Raw genomic sequence first — 18,686 nt, forward strand, 5'->3', positions numbered from 1 at the left:
CACCCTATAGGTTATAGGTTTAAAAAGTGTTTAATTTCAACGACGATCACCTCTTGGCTCGTTTGAGCATATAACGCGAAGGACAACCCCCGCAATGGGTAAAAGGCGCTAACACGCATGGCGATCCCCTACAATTTCATTGTTTTTGTTTTTGTGTTTTGGATTGGTGAGGCAATACAACATGTACGCTTAATCCTCCTTGTTTATGATTATGCAAACTAATATGACCACGATGGGCTTCTGCAATTTCACGACATAACGCCAGGCCTAAACCGCTACCGCTTGTTTTAGTTGAATAAAATGGAATAAGTGCATTCGCCATTACTTGCTCACTCATGCCTTTGCCATTATCGCTGACAGCAATTAAAGTTGCGTGTTGATCATGGCTAATGTTTACATTGATATGCTGTGGATCAGCGCCTGACTCATGCGCATTTTTTAGTAAATTAATAAGTAACTGCTCTACTTGTGTTTGATCTGCATGGGTTGTGTATTGTGACGGTGTAATTTGATAGTGAAATTGCCATTGAGTTTGCAGTGAAGTAAGTAGTGTCGGCCATTCAATAGGGCTGCGTTGAGGTTGCGGTAACTTGGCAAATTTACCATAACCTTGTACAAATGCAGTTAAATGCGCGATCCGCTCATCTATGGTTGCAAAAACCCGGCTTAAGCGAGGCTCATCTACTTTATTTGCGAGCAGTTGGGCACTGTGTAACATTGATGACATTGGACCTAATGAATTATTTAGTTCATGGCTAATAATACGGATCACTTTTTTCCAGACCGCAACTTCTTGTCGGCTAAGCTCTCGGGTGAGTTGTTTAAAAATATACAAGTGATGGCGCTGATTGTTCAGCAAAAATTCGCCTGTTGCTAAATGCCATGTTTGCGCTTCTTGGGCGTCTTTTTCGATACTAAATAAACCATCAAAACCTTGTGCTAATGCTGTGGCTAATTGTTTTGGCGCTAACTTAAGTAGTTCAGTTAATTTCATACCTTCAAGTGCGTTTGCACAATTAAAAAGTGCGCGACTACTTAGGTTGCTAAACACAACAGTATCATTATCGTTTATAAGTAATAGAGCTTGCGGGGAGCTTTGCAGGACTTTATCAAGCATAAGTTCGCGTTGATAAACCCATTGTTTTTCTTGTCGTAGTTGTTTAGCTGTTTGGTTATACAATTGGCACAACTGGCCAAGCTCATCGCGCTGGTTATAAGCGAGTAAACTTGAAAGTTCACCATCTTTAAAATTGAGTAAACCAGTTTCGAGCGATTGCATGCCTTTTACAAGGTTACAACTCAATTGCCTTATCAGCAGTATTGCTAAAATAGCACTGCCTACAGCACTACTAATAAGCCAAGGCAAACTTAATTTACATAGCCATCCAATGAGTAAAACGGGCAGTGCGCTTGATAAAGCACAATATAGGCTAATCTTATGTGCCAACGGTAATGAATTAAGAGGGAACGCCATTAATAGTCAATATCCATTTTTTGCAAACGACGATACAGCGCTTGGCGGCTTAAGCCAAATTGACGTGCCACTTTGGCTATGACACCTTGATGTTCGCGCATGGCTGATTCAATATCTGCTTTACTTGGCTCTATACTAGGTGTGGTTATGTTTGAATTTGTTTGCGTTAAAGCAAAGTCGCTAATATCTAATAATCCAGTTGGTTTGAGTACCGCAACACGTTTGCAGGCATTTTCAAGTTCTCGTACGTTACCAGGCCAAGTGTGCTTTATTAATGCTTGCTCTGCTTGTAAGTTGAGTTCACGCTCTGGCAAAAAGTGATTAAGCAAAGGCATTATATCGTCTTGTCGTTGCGATAACGCCGGTAACGCTAACTCAATCACATTCAGCCGATAATACAAATCTTCACGAAAGCGACCGGCTTGAATCGCATTCGGTAAATTTTCATTGGTGGCTGAAATAACACGCACATCAACTTTTCGTGTTTGTGTGGAGCCTAAACGTTCAAATTCACCAGTTTGTAATACCCTAAGTAGCTTCATTTGCCCAGAAAGCGGTAAATTACCTATTTCATCTAAAAATAAGGTGCCGCCATCAGCAGCTTCAAAGCGACCAATACGTTGTTTTGTGATCCCCGTAAATGCACCTGATTCAGCTCCAAACAATTCAGCTTCTATTAGCTCGGTTGGCAGGGCGCCGGCGTTGACTTTAATGAACGGTTTAGCTGCTAAGGGAGAATTGAGCTGAATAATGGCTGCGATGCATTCTTTACCACTGCCATTAGGGCCGCTGATCAGTACGGATACATCAGACTTTGCAACTTGCAGCGCCATAGTTACGGTACTTTCCATTGCGGTACTTGCAAACACTAAGCCCGCAAGATTTGCGTTTTCTAGTGGTGCTTGTCGCTCTTGCTGGTGGCGAGTGAAGGTGGCATTAACTTGTTTAGTTTTCCCAAGTTCAATTAAATTACTAATGCAGGTAAGAAGCTTGCTGTCATCCCAGGGTTTTGGTAAATAATCCGCCGCACCTGCTTTAACTAACTCAATAGCGGTTGCAAGTTCAGTCCATGCGGTAATTAAAATAATAGGTAAGTGCGGATTTTGTGCTCTTAGTTGATAAAAGAGATCTTTACCTTCTTCACCTGAGGTTGTGTCGGCGGAGAAGTTCATATCTTGAATAACTAAGTCTATGCGTTGATAGTTAACAACTTGCAGCGCTGCAAAAGGGGTATCGGCGGTGACGACTTGGTAGTCATGAATTTCTAATAATAATGACAACGCATCTAAAATTGCAGGGTTGTCATCTACAATGAGTATTTTTTCCATATTATTGTTTTTAATCGCTGTTATTATCCGAATTCAGGGGTAGTTTTATTTGAGTGCTACACTATTTTACAGTGTAGCACAGCTTATTGATTACTATTAAATAGTGCGAGTTGCTATGCTTGGTGAAATATTTGCCGCTCGTTTGGCGGGACCAAATACGGCTAATAAGCTCATACAAAACACTCCCATGGCAGTAATGATGATGTAGCTAGGCGGTAGCGCTGCAATAGAGAAATACTGCATCAATATTTGCCCGAGCAATAGCGCTACTATAACCCCAAGCACTAAGCCCACGCAGCAAATCATCGCATTCTCAACTAAAAAGTAGTTAATTATTGCAGACTTTCTAGCCCCAAGCGCACGACGAGTACCAATTTGCTTGGTGCGTTTACTGATGTTAAATAAGGTTAAGCCAAAAATCCCCAGTGCAGTTACCAACACTAAAATAGTGATCAGCACAATCAACATTCGCATCATGAGTTTATCTTGGGCAACATATTCTGCCTTGCTTTCATCAAGCCCTCGGATACGTGAAATAACGCGTTTATTGTAATTATTGAGCATCGCTTCTTCAATTTGCTTAATAACGGACGCACGTTGTCCCGGCTCAGTTCGTACTACAAAATTTGCTGAACTAGTGGCATTAATAAAAGGAATGAATGCTAGGTTATCTGGGCGGCTGTCTTTTAGCCATGGTCCCATCATTTTTTCAACTACACCCACAATTTTTAAGGGAATATCACCAAAATAAACCGTTTTACCAAGCCCGTTTCCATCAGGAAATAGCTCCGTTAGTAAGGCTTGAGACACAATTGTTACATTCGCTTGTTTTTCAAAGTTGTTAGTAACGACTACTTCCTCTTCGGTAAAATTTCTACCTGCTATTAGTTTTACGCCATAAGTGTTAACACCGTGCTCATCAATAAAAAAGTACCCTGTTCTGACTGATAGGCTTTCTTGTGGCGCGGGTTTTAGGCTAAAGTCAGACGCACTACCACTACCAGTTAATGGGGCACTGCTACTCATTGCTGCACCTACCACACCAGGTAATTGCCTGATCATGGCTTCATCTAATTCAAACTGTTGCGTAACATTTACGTCTTTACCAAACGTCATAACATTAAATAGGAAAATATCTTGCTCAGGGTAACCTGTTTCCTGGCTCAAAAAGCTTATTTTATCTTGAATAATAAAAGCGGCATTACTGACAATCGCAGTTGTAATTGCTATTTGGATCAGTAGTAACATAGCGCCCACTTTGGAGCGACACAGTGCATGAAATATAGGTTTGATCTCTAACATAGTGATAGCTCCTTTATTGGCTTTTTAAGTAAATAGCAGGATTAGTGCGACACACCAGCCAAGCAGGGTAAAGCCCAGCAAGAATACAGGTGGTGATAGCAATAAGTGGTGCGCTTATAAGCATCGTTAAATCCATTGTTGCTAATGATGAGTAATAATCATAACTTTGACGTACGCCTAATAAACCTATTTGTGCGAGCACGATACCAAGCAGCCCACCAAAACAGCCCAGCATTGCAACTTCGACTAAGTGTTGTAAAAATATTTGGCGTTTGCTGGCTCCAAGTGCACGGCGAACACCCACTTCAGGCGCGCGACGCAAAAATTTAGCTAATAAGAGTCCGAGTATATTTGCTAAGCACACAGCTAAAAACATAAAGCTTAGTGCCACTAAAATTTTGTTGTCTTCACTTACAACATCGTTGTAGGCCATCCATTGTTTTACGTCACGCAATGTGTATTGAAGCTCTTTTCGATTAAAACGACCATTTTTTTGTTGGTCTTGCATATAGGCAAGTAAGTAGTCTTGGTATTTATTTTTTACTTTTTCATCGGGCAATTGCACCCAAAACTGAATCCAAAACCTCTCTGATTGCAGTTTATCTTTAAAGGTATGAGTAACCTCATGTTTCCAGCCGTTAGTATTACCCCAATTATTGAACTCATTCGCTTCAAGCAAGCTAAAAGGCATAAATAGCTCTTCAGTATCGTTAAAAGCACCGTTATTTAAATCATAGTATTTGGTTGTTAATTGCCAGTCAGCGATTACCCCAATAACTTCGTAACTTAGATCGTCAAGATAGATCATTTTTCCGACGGAGTTTTCACCTGCAAATAACTTATCATTGATTTTTTCACTCAGTACAACCACAGGCGCAGCAGTTTGCTCTTGCTGTTGTGTCCATACTCCACCATAGATGAATGGTACATTGAACATGTTAAAGAAATCAGGCGTTGTTAAACGAGCACCGCCAATAAATGGCTTTAACGTATCTGAATTAAGGTGCACTGAAAATCCTGAACGTACCATAGCCACTTTGTTTGTTTCTACAGGGGCATTTAGTAGGTTTACCGCATCCTGATAGGTAAGCTGTAAAGGCATGTTGTCGTATTTCCACCAGGTACGGCCTTCATCCATGGTTTGTAATTGCACGTTGTATAATTGACTGCTTTTTTCAGGAATAGGATCCGTCGACATCATATGGTAAACACTTAAGCTGGTCATGGTGATACCAATACCGATTGCAATTGCCAGTACCATTAAAAAGCTGACTAATGGCGTGCGCTTAAAGCTACGCCAACTTAAATCAAGATAATGTAATAGCATAAGTTACACTCCAGCCACATTTTTAAGATTTTGCGCACCTTGGTACAAGGTAAAGTCGGCAAGTTGACCATCAACTACTTGAATATTACGCGGTGCTCTGCGGGCAAGTTCAGGGTCGTGAGTCACCATAATAATGGTGGCGCCATCGCGATTAATTTGTTCAAGTAACTCCATAACTTGACGTGCCATAAGGCTATCGAGGTTACCAGTTGGTTCATCAGCCAATAAAAAGCGAGGTTCACCTGCAAGTGCGCGGGCAATCGCTACGCGCTGCTGCTGACCACCCGATAATTGTTGTGGTAAATGTTTTGCTCGTGAGGCCAAACCGACTTGTTCTAAACATTGCTCAATACGGCGTTTTCGCTCGTTGGCTTTAATACCACGATAACGTAGCGGTACTTCAATATTTTCATAGAGATTCAAATCAGGGATAAGGTTGAATCCTTGAAAGATAAAACCAATTTTTTGATTGCGTAAGTCAGCGCGTTGGTTGTCATTAAGCTTGCCTACATTAATATCATCTAAAAAATATTCACCGTCGCTAAAGGGTTCTAACATACCGGCAATATTTAAAAAGGTGGTTTTACCTGAACCGCTTGGGCCTGTAACGGCAATAAACTCGCCTTCATTAACGTTTAAGTTAAAATCTCTTAGTGCGTGGGTTTGTACCATTTCAGTTTGGTACATCTTACTAATATTGTTCATTTTTAACATGGTTGGGATCCTGTTTATATCACTTAATTTGGTTGTTATCGTTTAGGTTGTTAGTCTTTAGCGTAATAATATAGTGTCGGCTTGCTTAAATTCGCTGTAGCTGGAAATGATTAACTCATCACCTGGCGCTACACCTTGTAAAATTTCAACGGCGGTAATGCTGGTGGCACCAATGCTGATAGGAATTCTGGTAGCAGTATCTCCGGTTACTTTGTAAGCCACAGTGCCACCTTGTTGCATAAATGCACCGCGTTTAATCATTAACACATCGTCACGGTTATCTAATATAATACGTGCCGTGAGGCGTTGATTTTGACGGATGTTATCAAGTGGCTCATCAAAACGGACACGGGTAGTGACTTCGCGATTATTAACTTCAGGGGAGATCGCAGAAAGTACACCCATTACAGTTCTAGCGCCGAGCTTTAATTCAACTTGCATCCCTAAACCCAGCTCGTTGGCGTAACTTTCAGGTACTTGTAGTTGAGCTTCAAAATTACTTAAATCAACTAAAGTCATCAGTGCCTGACTTTGTATAACGGCTGATTTCTCTTGCACTAATAAATTCCCGACAATACCGGTAACCGATGCTTGAATAGATAAGTTATTAACTTTACGCGTTAAATCATCAACGACTAGCTGTTGGCGGTTAACATCACTTTGTGCTGCTTGTAGCTCAAAGGCAAGGGTGTCTTTAGCAAGTAAAGCTTCTTGTTGTGCATGTTTAAATGTTAATTTGGCACGCGCTAACTCATCTACCGCTTTTTCTAAATCAATTTGACTGATAAGGTTTTTTTCAATTGAAAGTTGGGCGCGACGATTTTCTCTATCCGCTGCATTGAGCTCAACTTGAGCCATATCGAGTGTTTTACTTAGGCTGAGTGTTTGACGACGGGCTTCTAAGTGCTTGCGTTGTTGCTCTCCATGTAAGCGTTGCAAAACAGATTGTTGTTGTTTTAATTCGTTAGTTAATTCGGGGCTTTCTAACGTGGCTATAACATCACCTAGTTGTACTTTATCACCTGCTTTAACTTTCAAATCTACAAAACCACGTTCAGGGCTGTATACCTGAGGCGCATTTGCAGCAACTATTTTGCCACTTGCGGCTACGTCTCTTATTAACGTATCAATAATCACAGTTGCTGTATTTACGCGTTTAAGTTCTACAGACACGCTTGCAGAGGTCTGTGCAATAAAAACTTGGCTACACAAAACAATAAATAACAGCAGAGTCAAAACAATGATCAACGTCTTCTTATAGTTAGTTGTAGGTTTTACGCTTACATCTTGTGCGCTGGTATCTTTGATCATTTTTATCCCTTACTTAAAATCAGCATAACTAAATTGGGTTGCTTGCTTTAAAGGCAAAGCCACGAGTGAATGGCTAGGCATGTGATTTTTCAAAAACAGTGATCATGTATGCAACTAAAATCATGGTAACTGGCGAAACTAAAAAAATGCTTAAAATAAACATGGTGCTGTCCATTAACTATCATAAGTTTATTATCCGAAAAGCATGCCAATATTTAGGTGTTTGATTTTATTGTTTATTATTTTTATTTTGTATTTTTTAACTGTCCGCGGACAGTTAAAGTGTCCGCTGCGGACATGTATGCTTTGCGTTGAGGTAAAGAGCGGCGCGGTTAAGTTCTTAAACTTGCAGGGTCAATCAGTATTAATTATGCAGTAAAGCTACATTTTATTATTTTTATGCATTAGTTAGCTGCCTTTTATATATAACAATTTGCGTCTAGATTAGAGCCAGCGCTCTACAGGTACGAGTAACGCTGCTCAAGTGTGCAAATTAAATGGCAACTATTTAGGCTAAAGCAAATATATCGGTGAATGGATTAGTGAATATTTATTCACTTTTGACGAGGCTTACGTTTACGTAAACTGTACTGTTTTTATTTTGTGATTTTACAACTTGTTAATTATGACACCAGTGTCATAAAAAAATAATGACCAAAATATCGCTAAATGTTAAAAAAAGGCATGAAATAAAAAGATTGTGTTGTGGTGAGAAATATTCAAGAATGTGAATATGTATTCAAAACACTATTGACTCAATGTACAATTGGCGATAGTTTTGACTGTCTGCTAGCAAACCGTCGAGAAGGTCATTCATAGCTAGCTGTTGTAGCAAGGGGAGGGGTCTATGTTATACGACTCAAAATTAGAAAAAGATAATTGTGGCTTTGGCTTAATAGCCCAAGTTAATGGTCAGGCAAGTCATCGCTTAATTCGTACAGCGATCACGGGTTTAGACCGTATGGAACACCGTGGTGGTATATCTGCCGACGGTAAAACAGGCGATGGCTGTGGTTTATTATTACAAAAACCAGACAGTTTCTTCCGCGCTATTGCCGCTGAAAAAAATTGGCACCTGGGTAAAAATTATGCTGTAGGTATGATTTTCCTAAATTCAGATCCAGTACTTGCGCAAGCTGCTAAAGATATATTGAGTGAAGAACTCGAAAAAGAAACCCTCAATATTCAAGGTTGGCGTGTAGTACCAACTGATGAGTCATGCTTAGGGCCTATTGCAATCAAGCAATTACCAAAGTTTGAGCAAATCTTTGTAAGTGCACCAGAAGGTTGGCGTCCTAAAGATTTAGAGCGCCGTTTGTATGTTGCGCGTCGTCGTGCTGAAAAGCGTTTAAGCGAAGACGACGGTTTTTATATTGCCAGCTTGTCAGGCTTAGTGACTATCTACAAAGGCCTAATGATGCCGGTAGATTTACCTAATTTTTATTTAGACTTGGCTGATATTCGCATGACTAGTGCGATTTGTGTTTTTCACCAACGTTTTTCAACAAATACACAGCCACGTTGGCCATTAGCACAGCCATTTCGCTATTTAGCGCACAATGGTGAAATTAATACCATTCAAGGTAACCGCCAATGGGCACGTGCACGTTCATATAAGTTCTCATCGCCACTGATCCCAGATTTACAATCAGCGGCACCGTTTGTAAACGAAACGGGTTCAGATTCATCAAGCTTAGATAACATGCTTGAGCTGTTTTTAGCGGGCGGCATGGATTTGTTCCGTGCTATGCGTATGCTTGTGCCACCGGCATGGCAAAAAAACCGTGCAATGGATGATGACTTACGGGCATTTTATGACTTTAACTCAATGCACATGGAACCATGGGATGGCCCCGCGGGTATTGTAATGTCTGATGGTCGTTTTGCTGCGTGTAACTTGGATCGTAATGGTCTGCGCCCTGCGCGTTATGTGATCACCCAAGATGGTTTTATCACACTTGCCTCTGAAGTGGGTATTTGGGATTACACCGCCGATGAAGTGGTTGAGAAAGGCCGAGTCGGTCCAGGTGAGTTACTTGTAATAGATACTCAGCAGGGGAAAATTTGGCATTCTGATGAAATTGATCAGGATTTAAAATCTCGCCATCCATACAAAGCTTGGCTTGAAGAAAACGTTAAGCGTTTAACCCCGTTTGAGCAATTATCAGAACAAGATGCAGGAAATCGTTCATTTGATGACGAAACCTTGGCCAAATATCAAAAAATGTTTGGCTACACCAATGAAGAGCTTGATAGCGTTATTCGCGTGATGGGTGAAATTGGTCAAGAAGCAACGGGTTCTATGGGGGACGACACGCCATTTGCAGTGCTCTCTGAAGGTAACCGTTCTTTATTTGATTACTTCCGCCAGAAGTTTGCACAAGTTACAAATCCGCCAATTGATCCACTGCGTGAAAATCACGTAATGTCGTTGGCAACGTGCATCGGTAGTGAGCAAAACGTATTTAATGAGACCACAGGTCACGCTAAGCGATTGCAGTTTGATACACCTATTTTGATGTATGCAGACATGCAACAATTACTCAGCGCCGATCAAGCGCACTACAGTTATTGCAAAATAGACATTACCTACAACAAAGATGAAAATCTGGGCGATGCGGTAGTTCGTATTTGTGATGAAGCACAAGAAAAAGCGGCTGCTGGCTGTGTCATGTTGTTTTTAAGTGACCGTAATTTTGATGAGAATCAATTACCAATTCCTGCGGCTATGGCGGTTGGTGCGGTGCAAAAGCGTCTTGTTGATAACAATTTACGTTGTGAATCAAACATCATTATTGAAACCGGCAGTGTGCGCGACGCACATCAGTTTGCGGTATTACTTGGTTTTGGTGCAACGGCTATTTACCCATACTTAGCGTATGAATCACTGGTTGCGATGAGCGATAATAAAGTGATTAATAAAAGCTATTGTCAGGTTACTTTGGCGTATCGTAATGCGATCAACAAAGGCCTGTACAAGATCATGTCAAAAATGGGTATTAGTACCGTGGCATCGTATCGTTGTTCAATGTTATTTGAAGCAGTAGGCTTATCAGACAGTATTGTTGAGACGTGTTTCCACGGTGTAGCAAGTCGTATTAAAGGTGCCTGCTTTACTGACTTTGATGATGACCAACGCAAACTGCATACTTTAGCAATGAGCAAACGTAAATTATTAAGCCATGGGGGCTTATTAAAATATGTTCACGGTGGTGAGTACCACGCGTACAACCCTGATGTAATTCAAACGCTGCAAAAAGCAGTGCGCTCAGGTGAATACACTGATTACAGCGTGTACGCTGATTTAGTGAATAAACGCCCAATTGCTACATTACGTGACATGTTATCGCTTAAACTGCCAGCTGAAGGCATTAATATTGATGAGGTTGAGCCTGCAACTGAGCTATATAAGCGTTTTGACTCTGCTGCAATGAGTATTGGTGCATTATCACCAGAAGCGCATGAAGCACTTGCAATTGCAATGAACCGTTTAGGCGGGTGTTCAAATTCAGGTGAAGGCGGCGAAGATAAGCTTCGTTACGGTACGGAGAAAAACTCACGTATTAAACAAGTTGCGTCAGGGCGTTTTGGTGTAACACCGCATTACTTACGCAGTGCTGACGTTATCCAAATCAAAGTAGCGCAAGGTGCAAAGCCAGGCGAGGGTGGTCAATTACCGGGTGAAAAAGTAACCCCGTATATTGCAAAGCTTCGTTACTCGGTGCCGGGTGTAACCTTGATTTCACCACCGCCGCATCACGATATTTATTCGATTGAAGATTTAGCCCAGCTGATTTTCGATTTAAAGCAAGTTAATCCAAAAGCGTTAATTTCAGTGAAACTGGTTTCAGAGCCAGGTGTTGGCACTATCGCAACCGGTGTAGCAAAAGCGTATGCTGATTTAATCACTATTTCAGGCTACGACGGCGGTACCGGTGCAAGCCCGCTTACCTCGGTTAAATATGCAGGTAGCCCATGGGAACTTGGTCTGGCTGAAACACAACAAGCGCTGGTTGAAAATGGCTTACGTCATCGTATTCGCTTACAAACAGATGGTGGTTTAAAAACCGGGTTAGATATCATCAAAGCCGCTATTTTAGGTGCTGAGAGCTTTGGTTTTGGTACGGGGCCTATGGTTGCATTAGGCTGTAAATATCTACGTATTTGCCACCTGAATAACTGCGCGACCGGTGTTGCAACGCAAGACGAAACGCTACGTCAAAAGCATTACCACGGCTTACCTGAAATGGCGATGAACTACTTTAAGTTTATTGCTCAAGAAGCGCGTGAAATTATGGCAAGCCTAGGGGTTGTTAAATTAACAGACCTCATTGGCCGTCTTGATTTGCTTGAAGCGATTGAAGGTAAAACGGCGAAACAGCAAAAAATTGACCTATCGTCAGTGATTGCACAGCCTAATAACCCAACCGGTGAAACGCTTTATTGTAGCGCGCCTAATACGTCTCATTACTTAGGTAAGTTAAATGAAACGCTATTAGCAAAAGCGCAACAAGCAATTGATACCAGCAGTGGTATTTCATTAGTCAGTCGTATTTGTAACACTGACCGTTCAGTGGGCGCGATGTTATCGGGTTATATTGCCGATAAGCATGGTAACCAAGGGATGGCAGCAGATCCTGTATCAATTGAATTACATGGTACAGCGGGTCAATCGTTTGGTGTTTGGAATGCCGGTGGTCTAGAAATGACGCTAGTAGGCGATGCCAACGATTACGTTGGTAAAGGCATGGCGGGCGGTAAGCTCGTTATTCGCCCACCGCTAGGGTCTTCGTTTAAAAGCCATGAAGCGACTATCGCGGGTAATACCTGTTTATATGGTGCAACAGGCGGCAAATTATTTGCAGCAGGTTGTGCAGGTGAGCGCTTTGCTGTTCGTAACTCAGGTGTGCAAGCGGTTGTTGAAGGCGTGGGTGATAATGGCTGTGAATACATGACCGGTGGCGTTGTTTGTGTACTAGGTAATGTAGGCGTTAACTTTGGTGCAGGTATGACCGGTGGTTTTGCCTATATATTGGATGAGCGTAATGATTTTGAAAAACGCATCAATCCAGAGCTTGTTGAAGTCGTGCTATTAGATGAGCTTGCGTCACATCAAGAACACTTACGAGGTCTAATTGCTGAGCATTTGGAGCTAACCGGTTCAAGCCGTGCAGAAAACATTTTAGCCAGTTTTGAAGCGTATTTACCAAAATTCAAACTTGTTAAACCGAAATCAAGTGATGTGAAAAGTTTACTCGGGCATCGCGCTCGCAGTAGTGCTGAACTTCGTGTTCAAGCACAGTAAGGGGGTAGTATGAGCGAAAATGTATATCAATTTATAGACGTGCAGCGGGTTGATCCCCGCAAGAAGCCAATTTCATCACGTAAAAAGTCATTTGTTGAAATTTACGAACCCTTTTCAGAGAAGCAAGTAAACTCTCAGGCCGATCGTTGTCTTGATTGTGGTAACCCATATTGTGAATGGAAATGCCCAGTACATAACTATATCCCACAGTGGTTAAAGTTAATTCGTACAGGTCGCATTCTTGAAGCAGCAGAGCTGTCACACCGTACAAATAGTTTACCGGAAGTGTGTGGCCGCGTATGCCCACAAGACCGCTTATGCGAAGGCTCCTGTACGCTTGACGAAGAATTTGGTGCTGTAACGATTGGTAATATTGAAAAATATATTACCGATACCGCGTTTAAAATGGGCTGGAAGCCTGACATGTCCTACGTTGTATGGACAGATAAAAAAGTAGCTATCATCGGCGCAGGCCCTGCGGGTCTAGGTTGTGCTGATATTCTGGTGAGAAATGGTGTAAAACCCGTGGTATTTGACCGTCATCCAGAAATTGGTGGTCTGCTAACGTTCGGTATTCCATCGTTTAAACTTGAAAAAGAAGTTATGCAAAAACGTCGTGAAATTTTCACCGAAATGGGTGTTGAATTTAAACTCAATGTTGAAGTTGGTGTTGATATCACGATGGATGAAATATTGGCAGAATACGACGCAGTATTTTTGGGAGTGGGGACTTATCAAAGTATGCGAGCGGGCCTTGAAAATGAAGATGCACCAGGCGTTCATGATGCACTACCGTTTTTAATTGGCAATACAAACCGCGTAATGGGTTACGACGAATCAAATCAAGAATACCTTGATATGGCAGATCAAAAAGTCGTGGTACTTGGAGGTGGCGATACAGCGATGGATTGTCTTCGTACCTCGATTCGTCAAGGCGCAGAAAAAGTAATTTGTGCTTATCGTCGTGATGAAGAAAATATGCCAGGTTCAAGACGTGAAGTGAAAAACGCCAAAGAAGAGGGTGTTGAATTTACCTTTAACGTGCAACCAACAGGTATAGTACTAAACGACAACGGCCATGTAGCAGGCGTACAAATGGTAAAAACCCAAATGGGTGAACCAGATGAAAAAGGCCGCAGCCGCGCAGAAGTAGTACCTGGCTCAGAACATGTGATTGAAGCCGACCAAGTAATAATGGCATTTGGTTTCAAACCACACAAAATGGACTGGTTAGAAAAATACGATGTAGAGATAAATCACTGGGGCGGCATTAACGCACCAGAAAAAGGTGAGTTTACACATCAAACAACCAACCCAAAAATCTTTGCTGGTGGTGATATAGTGCGCGGCTCAGACTTAGTAGTCACCGCAATCTTTGAAGGGCGTAACGCCGCCGAAGGGATCATGGACTACTTGAAAGTGTAACGCTTTGAAAGTTTAAGAATGTAAAAAGCAAGCCTACTGGCTTGCTTTTTTTATGCATTGGATAATAGCGGGTAAGTTGTAAGTTGTAAGTTGTAAGTTGTAAGGCATAAGCTTGCTCGGTGTTAAACTAAGTAACGTAGGTTGGCTTGAGTACCACGAAACCCAACGAAAAAAACCAACCAGTTAACACCAGTTTTTTACATTATCGATGTCTTAAATCAGCCACTAAACCACTATAATACCTTCTAAAACGTCCATTAAAACAACACCAAACCCTCTTTTTATATTTTACGTAAAATCAAAGTAACCGATTGAACCAAAAATAGGAACTCAGCTATTGTTGAACTATCAATAAAAATAAATTAAAAATGAGTTATTTTACAGCCTCGTTAGTTGCTTAAGTATAACGTGTACTCAATCTTGGACACGTTATAGTTTTTAATTAAACTTGTCTTATTAGTTGTACAACTTAAAGTGAGTTAATTATGAGAATAGTGTCTTTTACTGAAGCAAGAAATGGGCTTAAATCTGTACTCGATCATGTAGTGAATGATGCAGACTATGCAATCATTACCCGCAGAGATGCTGTCGTTATGTCAATGGATCATTACAACAGCTTAATGGAAACCGTGCATTCGGGTTAAGATGGGTGTCATCCTAAGTTCCATTTCAAAGAGCTAAAGTCATGGAATAACCTTAAAGGGTTTATCACACGAGATCCACACATTGCCGAATCATTGGTTTGGCTGAGCATACTGCAAACACTTATCAAGCGTTTTATCTGCCATAGTGCGGCAACTATGTTTAAGTGTGCGATCTCAACATTTAGAGCGAGCAAGTGCAGTTATCTTTGGTTGGATGATATTCTAGATTGCATGGAGCAAACACGGTGCAGCCACAAGATACACCGTGTACTAAAGCTACTAGCGGAAAATTGTAAGCGTCAATCCATTGAAAAAGAGAGTGAAATTTGCCGTTTTAAAATAGGAAGTTACGCGATCAATGTTCCTTAAGAACTAAGCTATGAGGTGTCGTTAGCTATACGCTTACCTTATATTCTATGTTAAGTTACGAACATTTTCATAAAAGATAATAATAACATGTGCGTAAATAATTCTGAAATGAACCCAAAACTTAGCCTCTTAATGCAATCATTTTACCACGTCGCAAACCTTGGTAGCTTTAGTAAAGCATCCCGTATTTTACGACAATCACGGAGTACTTTAACTAATCACATCTATGAGCTTGAATCAATCTATTCGATAAGATTAATTAATAGGACAACCAGAAGTTTTTCACTTAGCGAAGAAGGGGAGAAATTATTAGATAAATGTCGGGAATTAAACTATTTACTTCAGTCAAGTAATGAACTCCTATCTAATTTTTCAAACAATGATGCTGGTGGTCTATGCATTAAAATTCCCACTGTACTTGATAATAAAAACTTTCATACTCTACTCAGAAAGTTTAAAGAAAAGTATCCAGGAGTTATTTTAAAAATATTAGTAGATAATAATGTTTGTGACCTAGTAAATGAGAAAGTTGATGTAGCACTTCATCTTGGAGAATTACAAGATAGCAGCTACATCTGTCGCACTATAACGTCTTTTGACACCTACGTTGTAGCTAGTAAATCATTTTGGGATAAATATGATTATCCTGTGCATCCGAACCAGCTAAGAGATTTACCGTGTGTAAATTATCGCCACTGTAAAACTGGTAGTAAATGGGGCTTTATTGAAAATGGGCATGTGTTTTTGGTAGACATAGGAGCCTCTCACATATGCGATAGCGATGAAATGCTCATGTCATTTGCACTAGACGGCTCGGGAGTTACTACCCTCTTAGATTTTACATGCTCTGATTTGATTGCTGAGGGTAAATTAATCCCCTGTCTAACTAATTGGACCCATAAAGTTAAGCTACAAGCTTTATTCCTAAAAAGAGAAAATACACCACCTAGGGTTAGGAATTTTTTAGATACATTAGTAGATTTAGCCCCTTTATTAAAACCATAGATAGGGGTGGCATCCTATAATTTTCAAACATTTTTACTCAGGACTCTTTTCTAAATCCATTAACCCAACCTGCTTAAACTTTACTCCATTCGCCACTTTCCTAACATCTGTTGTGCAAGATTGTGCACAATTACCTGTGTAACATACAGAAATTGCAGTGAATTTAGTTGCTTTATTTTTTGAGAGTATGGTTTAAAAGGAGGTTAAATAGTGTTTCCAATTCAAGAAAATACTAACGGTAGAGGGCTTGAGATAGATTTTGAATCTTGCAGCTTGTTACAACAAAAATTAGAAAAACAGCTGAGTTTATACGATCAAGAAACTCAGCCTTATGTAATTAGTGAGTTAGTTAAACAAGTTATTAGAAATGAAATTATTGACAAAAAAATAGACCTTTCTTTAATAGAAAATTTTGAAGAAGATGAGCGTTACGATTGGATTTTATTCAAGAACTGCTTTGATACTTCTTTTATGCCATTAACTCCGATAAATGATACACCTCCAGAAAATGAGTCGTGGAAAATTCCTGCAGCAATCCTCATGGGGCTAATTTCATCAACTGGTCACAAAGTGGCAAGCTATAAAGGCGAAATGAAAGGTCGTTTAGCTCATATGGTTATGCCAGCCCTAAATAATGAAGTATATAAAAGTCGTTCGACTAAACAGTTGATGCCTCATACCGAGGTTGTAAATGGTTTATGGCCTGAAGAAATATTCTCGAACAATGCAGGGTATTGTATAGCTCCAAATGTTTTTGGATTAGCTAGCATTAGAAACCCAGCTAAATGTGCGACACGAGTTTGGTACTTAGAAGATATTTTGAAAAGCTTACCATTTTCTGTAGTAAGAGATTTAATGCGGCCAGAATTTAGTACAACTAGCCAATCTAGTTTCGATGTTGAACATAACTTAGAGGGAGTTAGTGTAATTTCCCAATACGGAGACCGTCTGAGCATTCGATTCAGCTATTCAAAACTCAAAGGTGACACTATACGAGCTAAAAATGCATTGAAACGCTTAAAAGAATATCTAGATGATGCAAATAACGTAGATAGGCTCGTTGTTGAGCCTGGGCAAGTGCTGATTCTAAACAACCGAACATTATTACACGGCAGAGACGATTTGAAAAATGACTCATTTTACGATGGAAATGATCGTTGGTTAATAAGAATGTATGGGTTTAGTCATGATGGCTGGAAAAAACTACCTAAAAAAGAACATTTACAACATGTAGCTACTCTATAAAAGGAAATTAAATATGTTATCCCCTTTAGTCGGAAGTGATAGATACTTTGATGCTAAAAATGAGCCTATATTATTTAGTCACGGTTCAGAAAGTTCTATATTTGACCAAAATAACAAAGAATATACGGACTTTGTTTTAGGTTTGGGACCAGTAATATTGGGTCATTCAGACCCTGAATTTATCTCTAAAATTACATCAGAGTTGAAAAAAGGGCTTTCTTATCCAGGCTTTTCAGAAGTACATACACAGTTAGCAAGCGTATATGAAAGTGTGTACAAGTCACATAAGGTTGTCTCAATTTTTAAAACAGGTTCAGAGGCGGTCACTGCAGCTATACGTTGCGCTATGATCGAAACAGGACGAAAGAAAATAATCCGGTGTGGTTTTTTGGGATGGCATGACACACAACTTGCAAAGACACCTAGTTGGCATGAATGGCCTGGTAGTGACAAGCGTATACAAACACGGTTCAAAACTGGAATGCGCGGTATTGATGATTCAGAGCAAGTATTTAATTGGTTAGATGGGGACTTGGATTACTTAGAATCGCTTTTAAGTATACACGGTTCACAAGCTGCCGCATTTGCTATTGATGTCTACCAGTTAGCATTTATTCCCTTAGAAACATTTAGTAAGGCCCTTAAACTTGCTTCAAAATATGGGATTAAAATTATAATAGACGAAACAAAAACTGCAGGTAGAGGGAGCGCTGGTGGCTATATTGATACATCAAAGTTTGAAGCTGACTATATTGTCTTAGGGAAAGCGATAGGAAACGGTCTTCCTTTATCAATCCTAATGGGTCAACCAGAGCAATTGCAGATATACCGTGAAGCAAGAATTGGTGGCACTCATACAAAGGAAACTCTTTCGGCAAGTGCAGGGATTATAGTTGCTAACATTATGCAAGAGCGGAACGGCTATGTAAGAATTAAAGACGCTTGCCAAAAGGTAGTTGATACTTTTAACAAAGCTATTCAACTTTCAGGGACAAATGAATACTTAAAAGCTGTCCCACTATTAGACAATACTTTATTTGACCTTAAATTTTCAGACTCGATGATAAATAATTACACGTCAAGAGAACTCTTAAAAAAGGAGTTCATAACAAATGGTGTATTTGTTTTGCAGGGGCATAATTCATTCATTTGCTTGGCTCATGAATCAATTGATTTTGAATTATTAGAAAGTAAATTGCACTCAGCGTTATCAAGCTGGAAAAGCACCCTTTAATTA

11 protein-coding genes and 1 pseudogene are annotated in these 18,686 nt (G+C 40.3%); 6 read left to right on the plus strand and 6 right to left on the minus strand.

Translation table 11 applies throughout. The features are described 5' to 3' along the window. Positions 1-136 precede the first annotated feature (136 nt). The 6 genes from ACJJVX_RS12405 to ACJJVX_RS12430 form a co-directional block, all read right to left on the minus strand. Complete coding sequence (locus ACJJVX_RS12405) at positions 137-1,474, minus strand: sensor histidine kinase (protein WP_405631685.1); 1,338 nt, start codon at positions 1,472-1,474, stop codon at positions 137-139. Further along, positions 1,474-2,802 (minus strand): sigma-54-dependent transcriptional regulator, encoded by a 1,329-nt coding sequence (locus tag ACJJVX_RS12410; RefSeq protein ID WP_405631688.1) that lies wholly within the window; start codon positions 2,800-2,802, stop codon positions 1,474-1,476. Before ACJJVX_RS12410 ends, ACJJVX_RS12405 begins: the two co-directional genes overlap by 1 nt. Positions 2,803-2,898: 96 nt before the next feature. After that, positions 2,899-4,104, minus strand: coding sequence for an ABC transporter permease (locus ACJJVX_RS12415; RefSeq protein ID WP_405631690.1), 1,206 nt, complete (start codon positions 4,102-4,104; stop codon positions 2,899-2,901). Between the two features lie 13 nt (positions 4,105-4,117). Continuing rightward, the gene (locus ACJJVX_RS12420; RefSeq protein WP_405631692.1) at positions 4,118-5,431 is read right to left on the minus strand and encodes an ABC transporter permease; all 1,314 of its coding nucleotides are present in this window, start codon (positions 5,429-5,431) and stop codon (positions 4,118-4,120) included. 3 nt (positions 5,432-5,434) lie between these two features. Beyond that, positions 5,435-6,145, minus strand: coding sequence for an ABC transporter ATP-binding protein (locus ACJJVX_RS12425; RefSeq protein WP_054205779.1), 711 nt, complete (start codon positions 6,143-6,145; stop codon positions 5,435-5,437). Positions 6,146-6,202: 57 nt separating this feature from the next. After that, on the minus strand, positions 6,203-7,456 hold the full coding sequence (locus ACJJVX_RS12430; protein WP_405631694.1) for an efflux RND transporter periplasmic adaptor subunit: 1,254 nt from the start codon (positions 7,454-7,456) through the stop codon (positions 6,203-6,205). An 847-nt stretch (positions 7,457-8,303) separates the two neighbouring features. Between ACJJVX_RS12430 and gltB the strand changes: the two genes are divergently transcribed. The 6 genes and pseudogenes from gltB to ACJJVX_RS12460 all read left to right on the plus strand — a co-directional run bounded on the left by gltB (position 8,304) and on the right by ACJJVX_RS12460 (position 18,683). Beyond that, positions 8,304-12,761, plus strand: coding sequence for a glutamate synthase large subunit (gltB, locus tag ACJJVX_RS12435; RefSeq protein WP_054205781.1), 4,458 nt, complete (start codon positions 8,304-8,306; stop codon positions 12,759-12,761). A gap of 9 nt (positions 12,762-12,770) precedes the next feature. Continuing rightward, positions 12,771-14,186: an FAD-dependent oxidoreductase gene (locus ACJJVX_RS12440; RefSeq protein WP_054205782.1), complete on the plus strand. Its 1,416-nt coding sequence runs from the start codon at positions 12,771-12,773 to the stop codon at positions 14,184-14,186. Between the two features lie 485 nt (positions 14,187-14,671). Further along, positions 14,672-14,821, plus strand: a pseudogene (locus ACJJVX_RS12445) (type II toxin-antitoxin system Phd/YefM family antitoxin); the annotation flags it as partial. A 486-nt stretch (positions 14,822-15,307) separates the two neighbouring features. After that, positions 15,308-16,204, plus strand: a complete 897-nt coding sequence (locus tag ACJJVX_RS12450; protein ID WP_231659058.1) for a LysR family transcriptional regulator — start codon at positions 15,308-15,310, stop codon at positions 16,202-16,204. Positions 16,205-16,414: 210 nt separating this feature from the next. Next, positions 16,415-17,449, plus strand: coding sequence for a TauD/TfdA family dioxygenase (locus ACJJVX_RS12455; protein ID WP_054205784.1), 1,035 nt, complete (start codon positions 16,415-16,417; stop codon positions 17,447-17,449). 13 nt (positions 17,450-17,462) lie between these two features. Continuing rightward, a complete protein-coding gene (locus ACJJVX_RS12460; protein ID WP_054205785.1) occupies positions 17,463-18,683 on the plus strand; it encodes an aminotransferase class III-fold pyridoxal phosphate-dependent enzyme in 1,221 nt (406 codons plus the stop codon). The last annotated feature ends 3 nt before the right edge of the window (positions 18,684-18,686 follow it).

The organism is Pseudoalteromonas sp. Ld20 (assembly GCF_045064175.1).
GTDB classification, from domain to species: domain Bacteria; phylum Pseudomonadota; class Gammaproteobacteria; order Enterobacterales; family Alteromonadaceae; genus Pseudoalteromonas; species Pseudoalteromonas neustonica.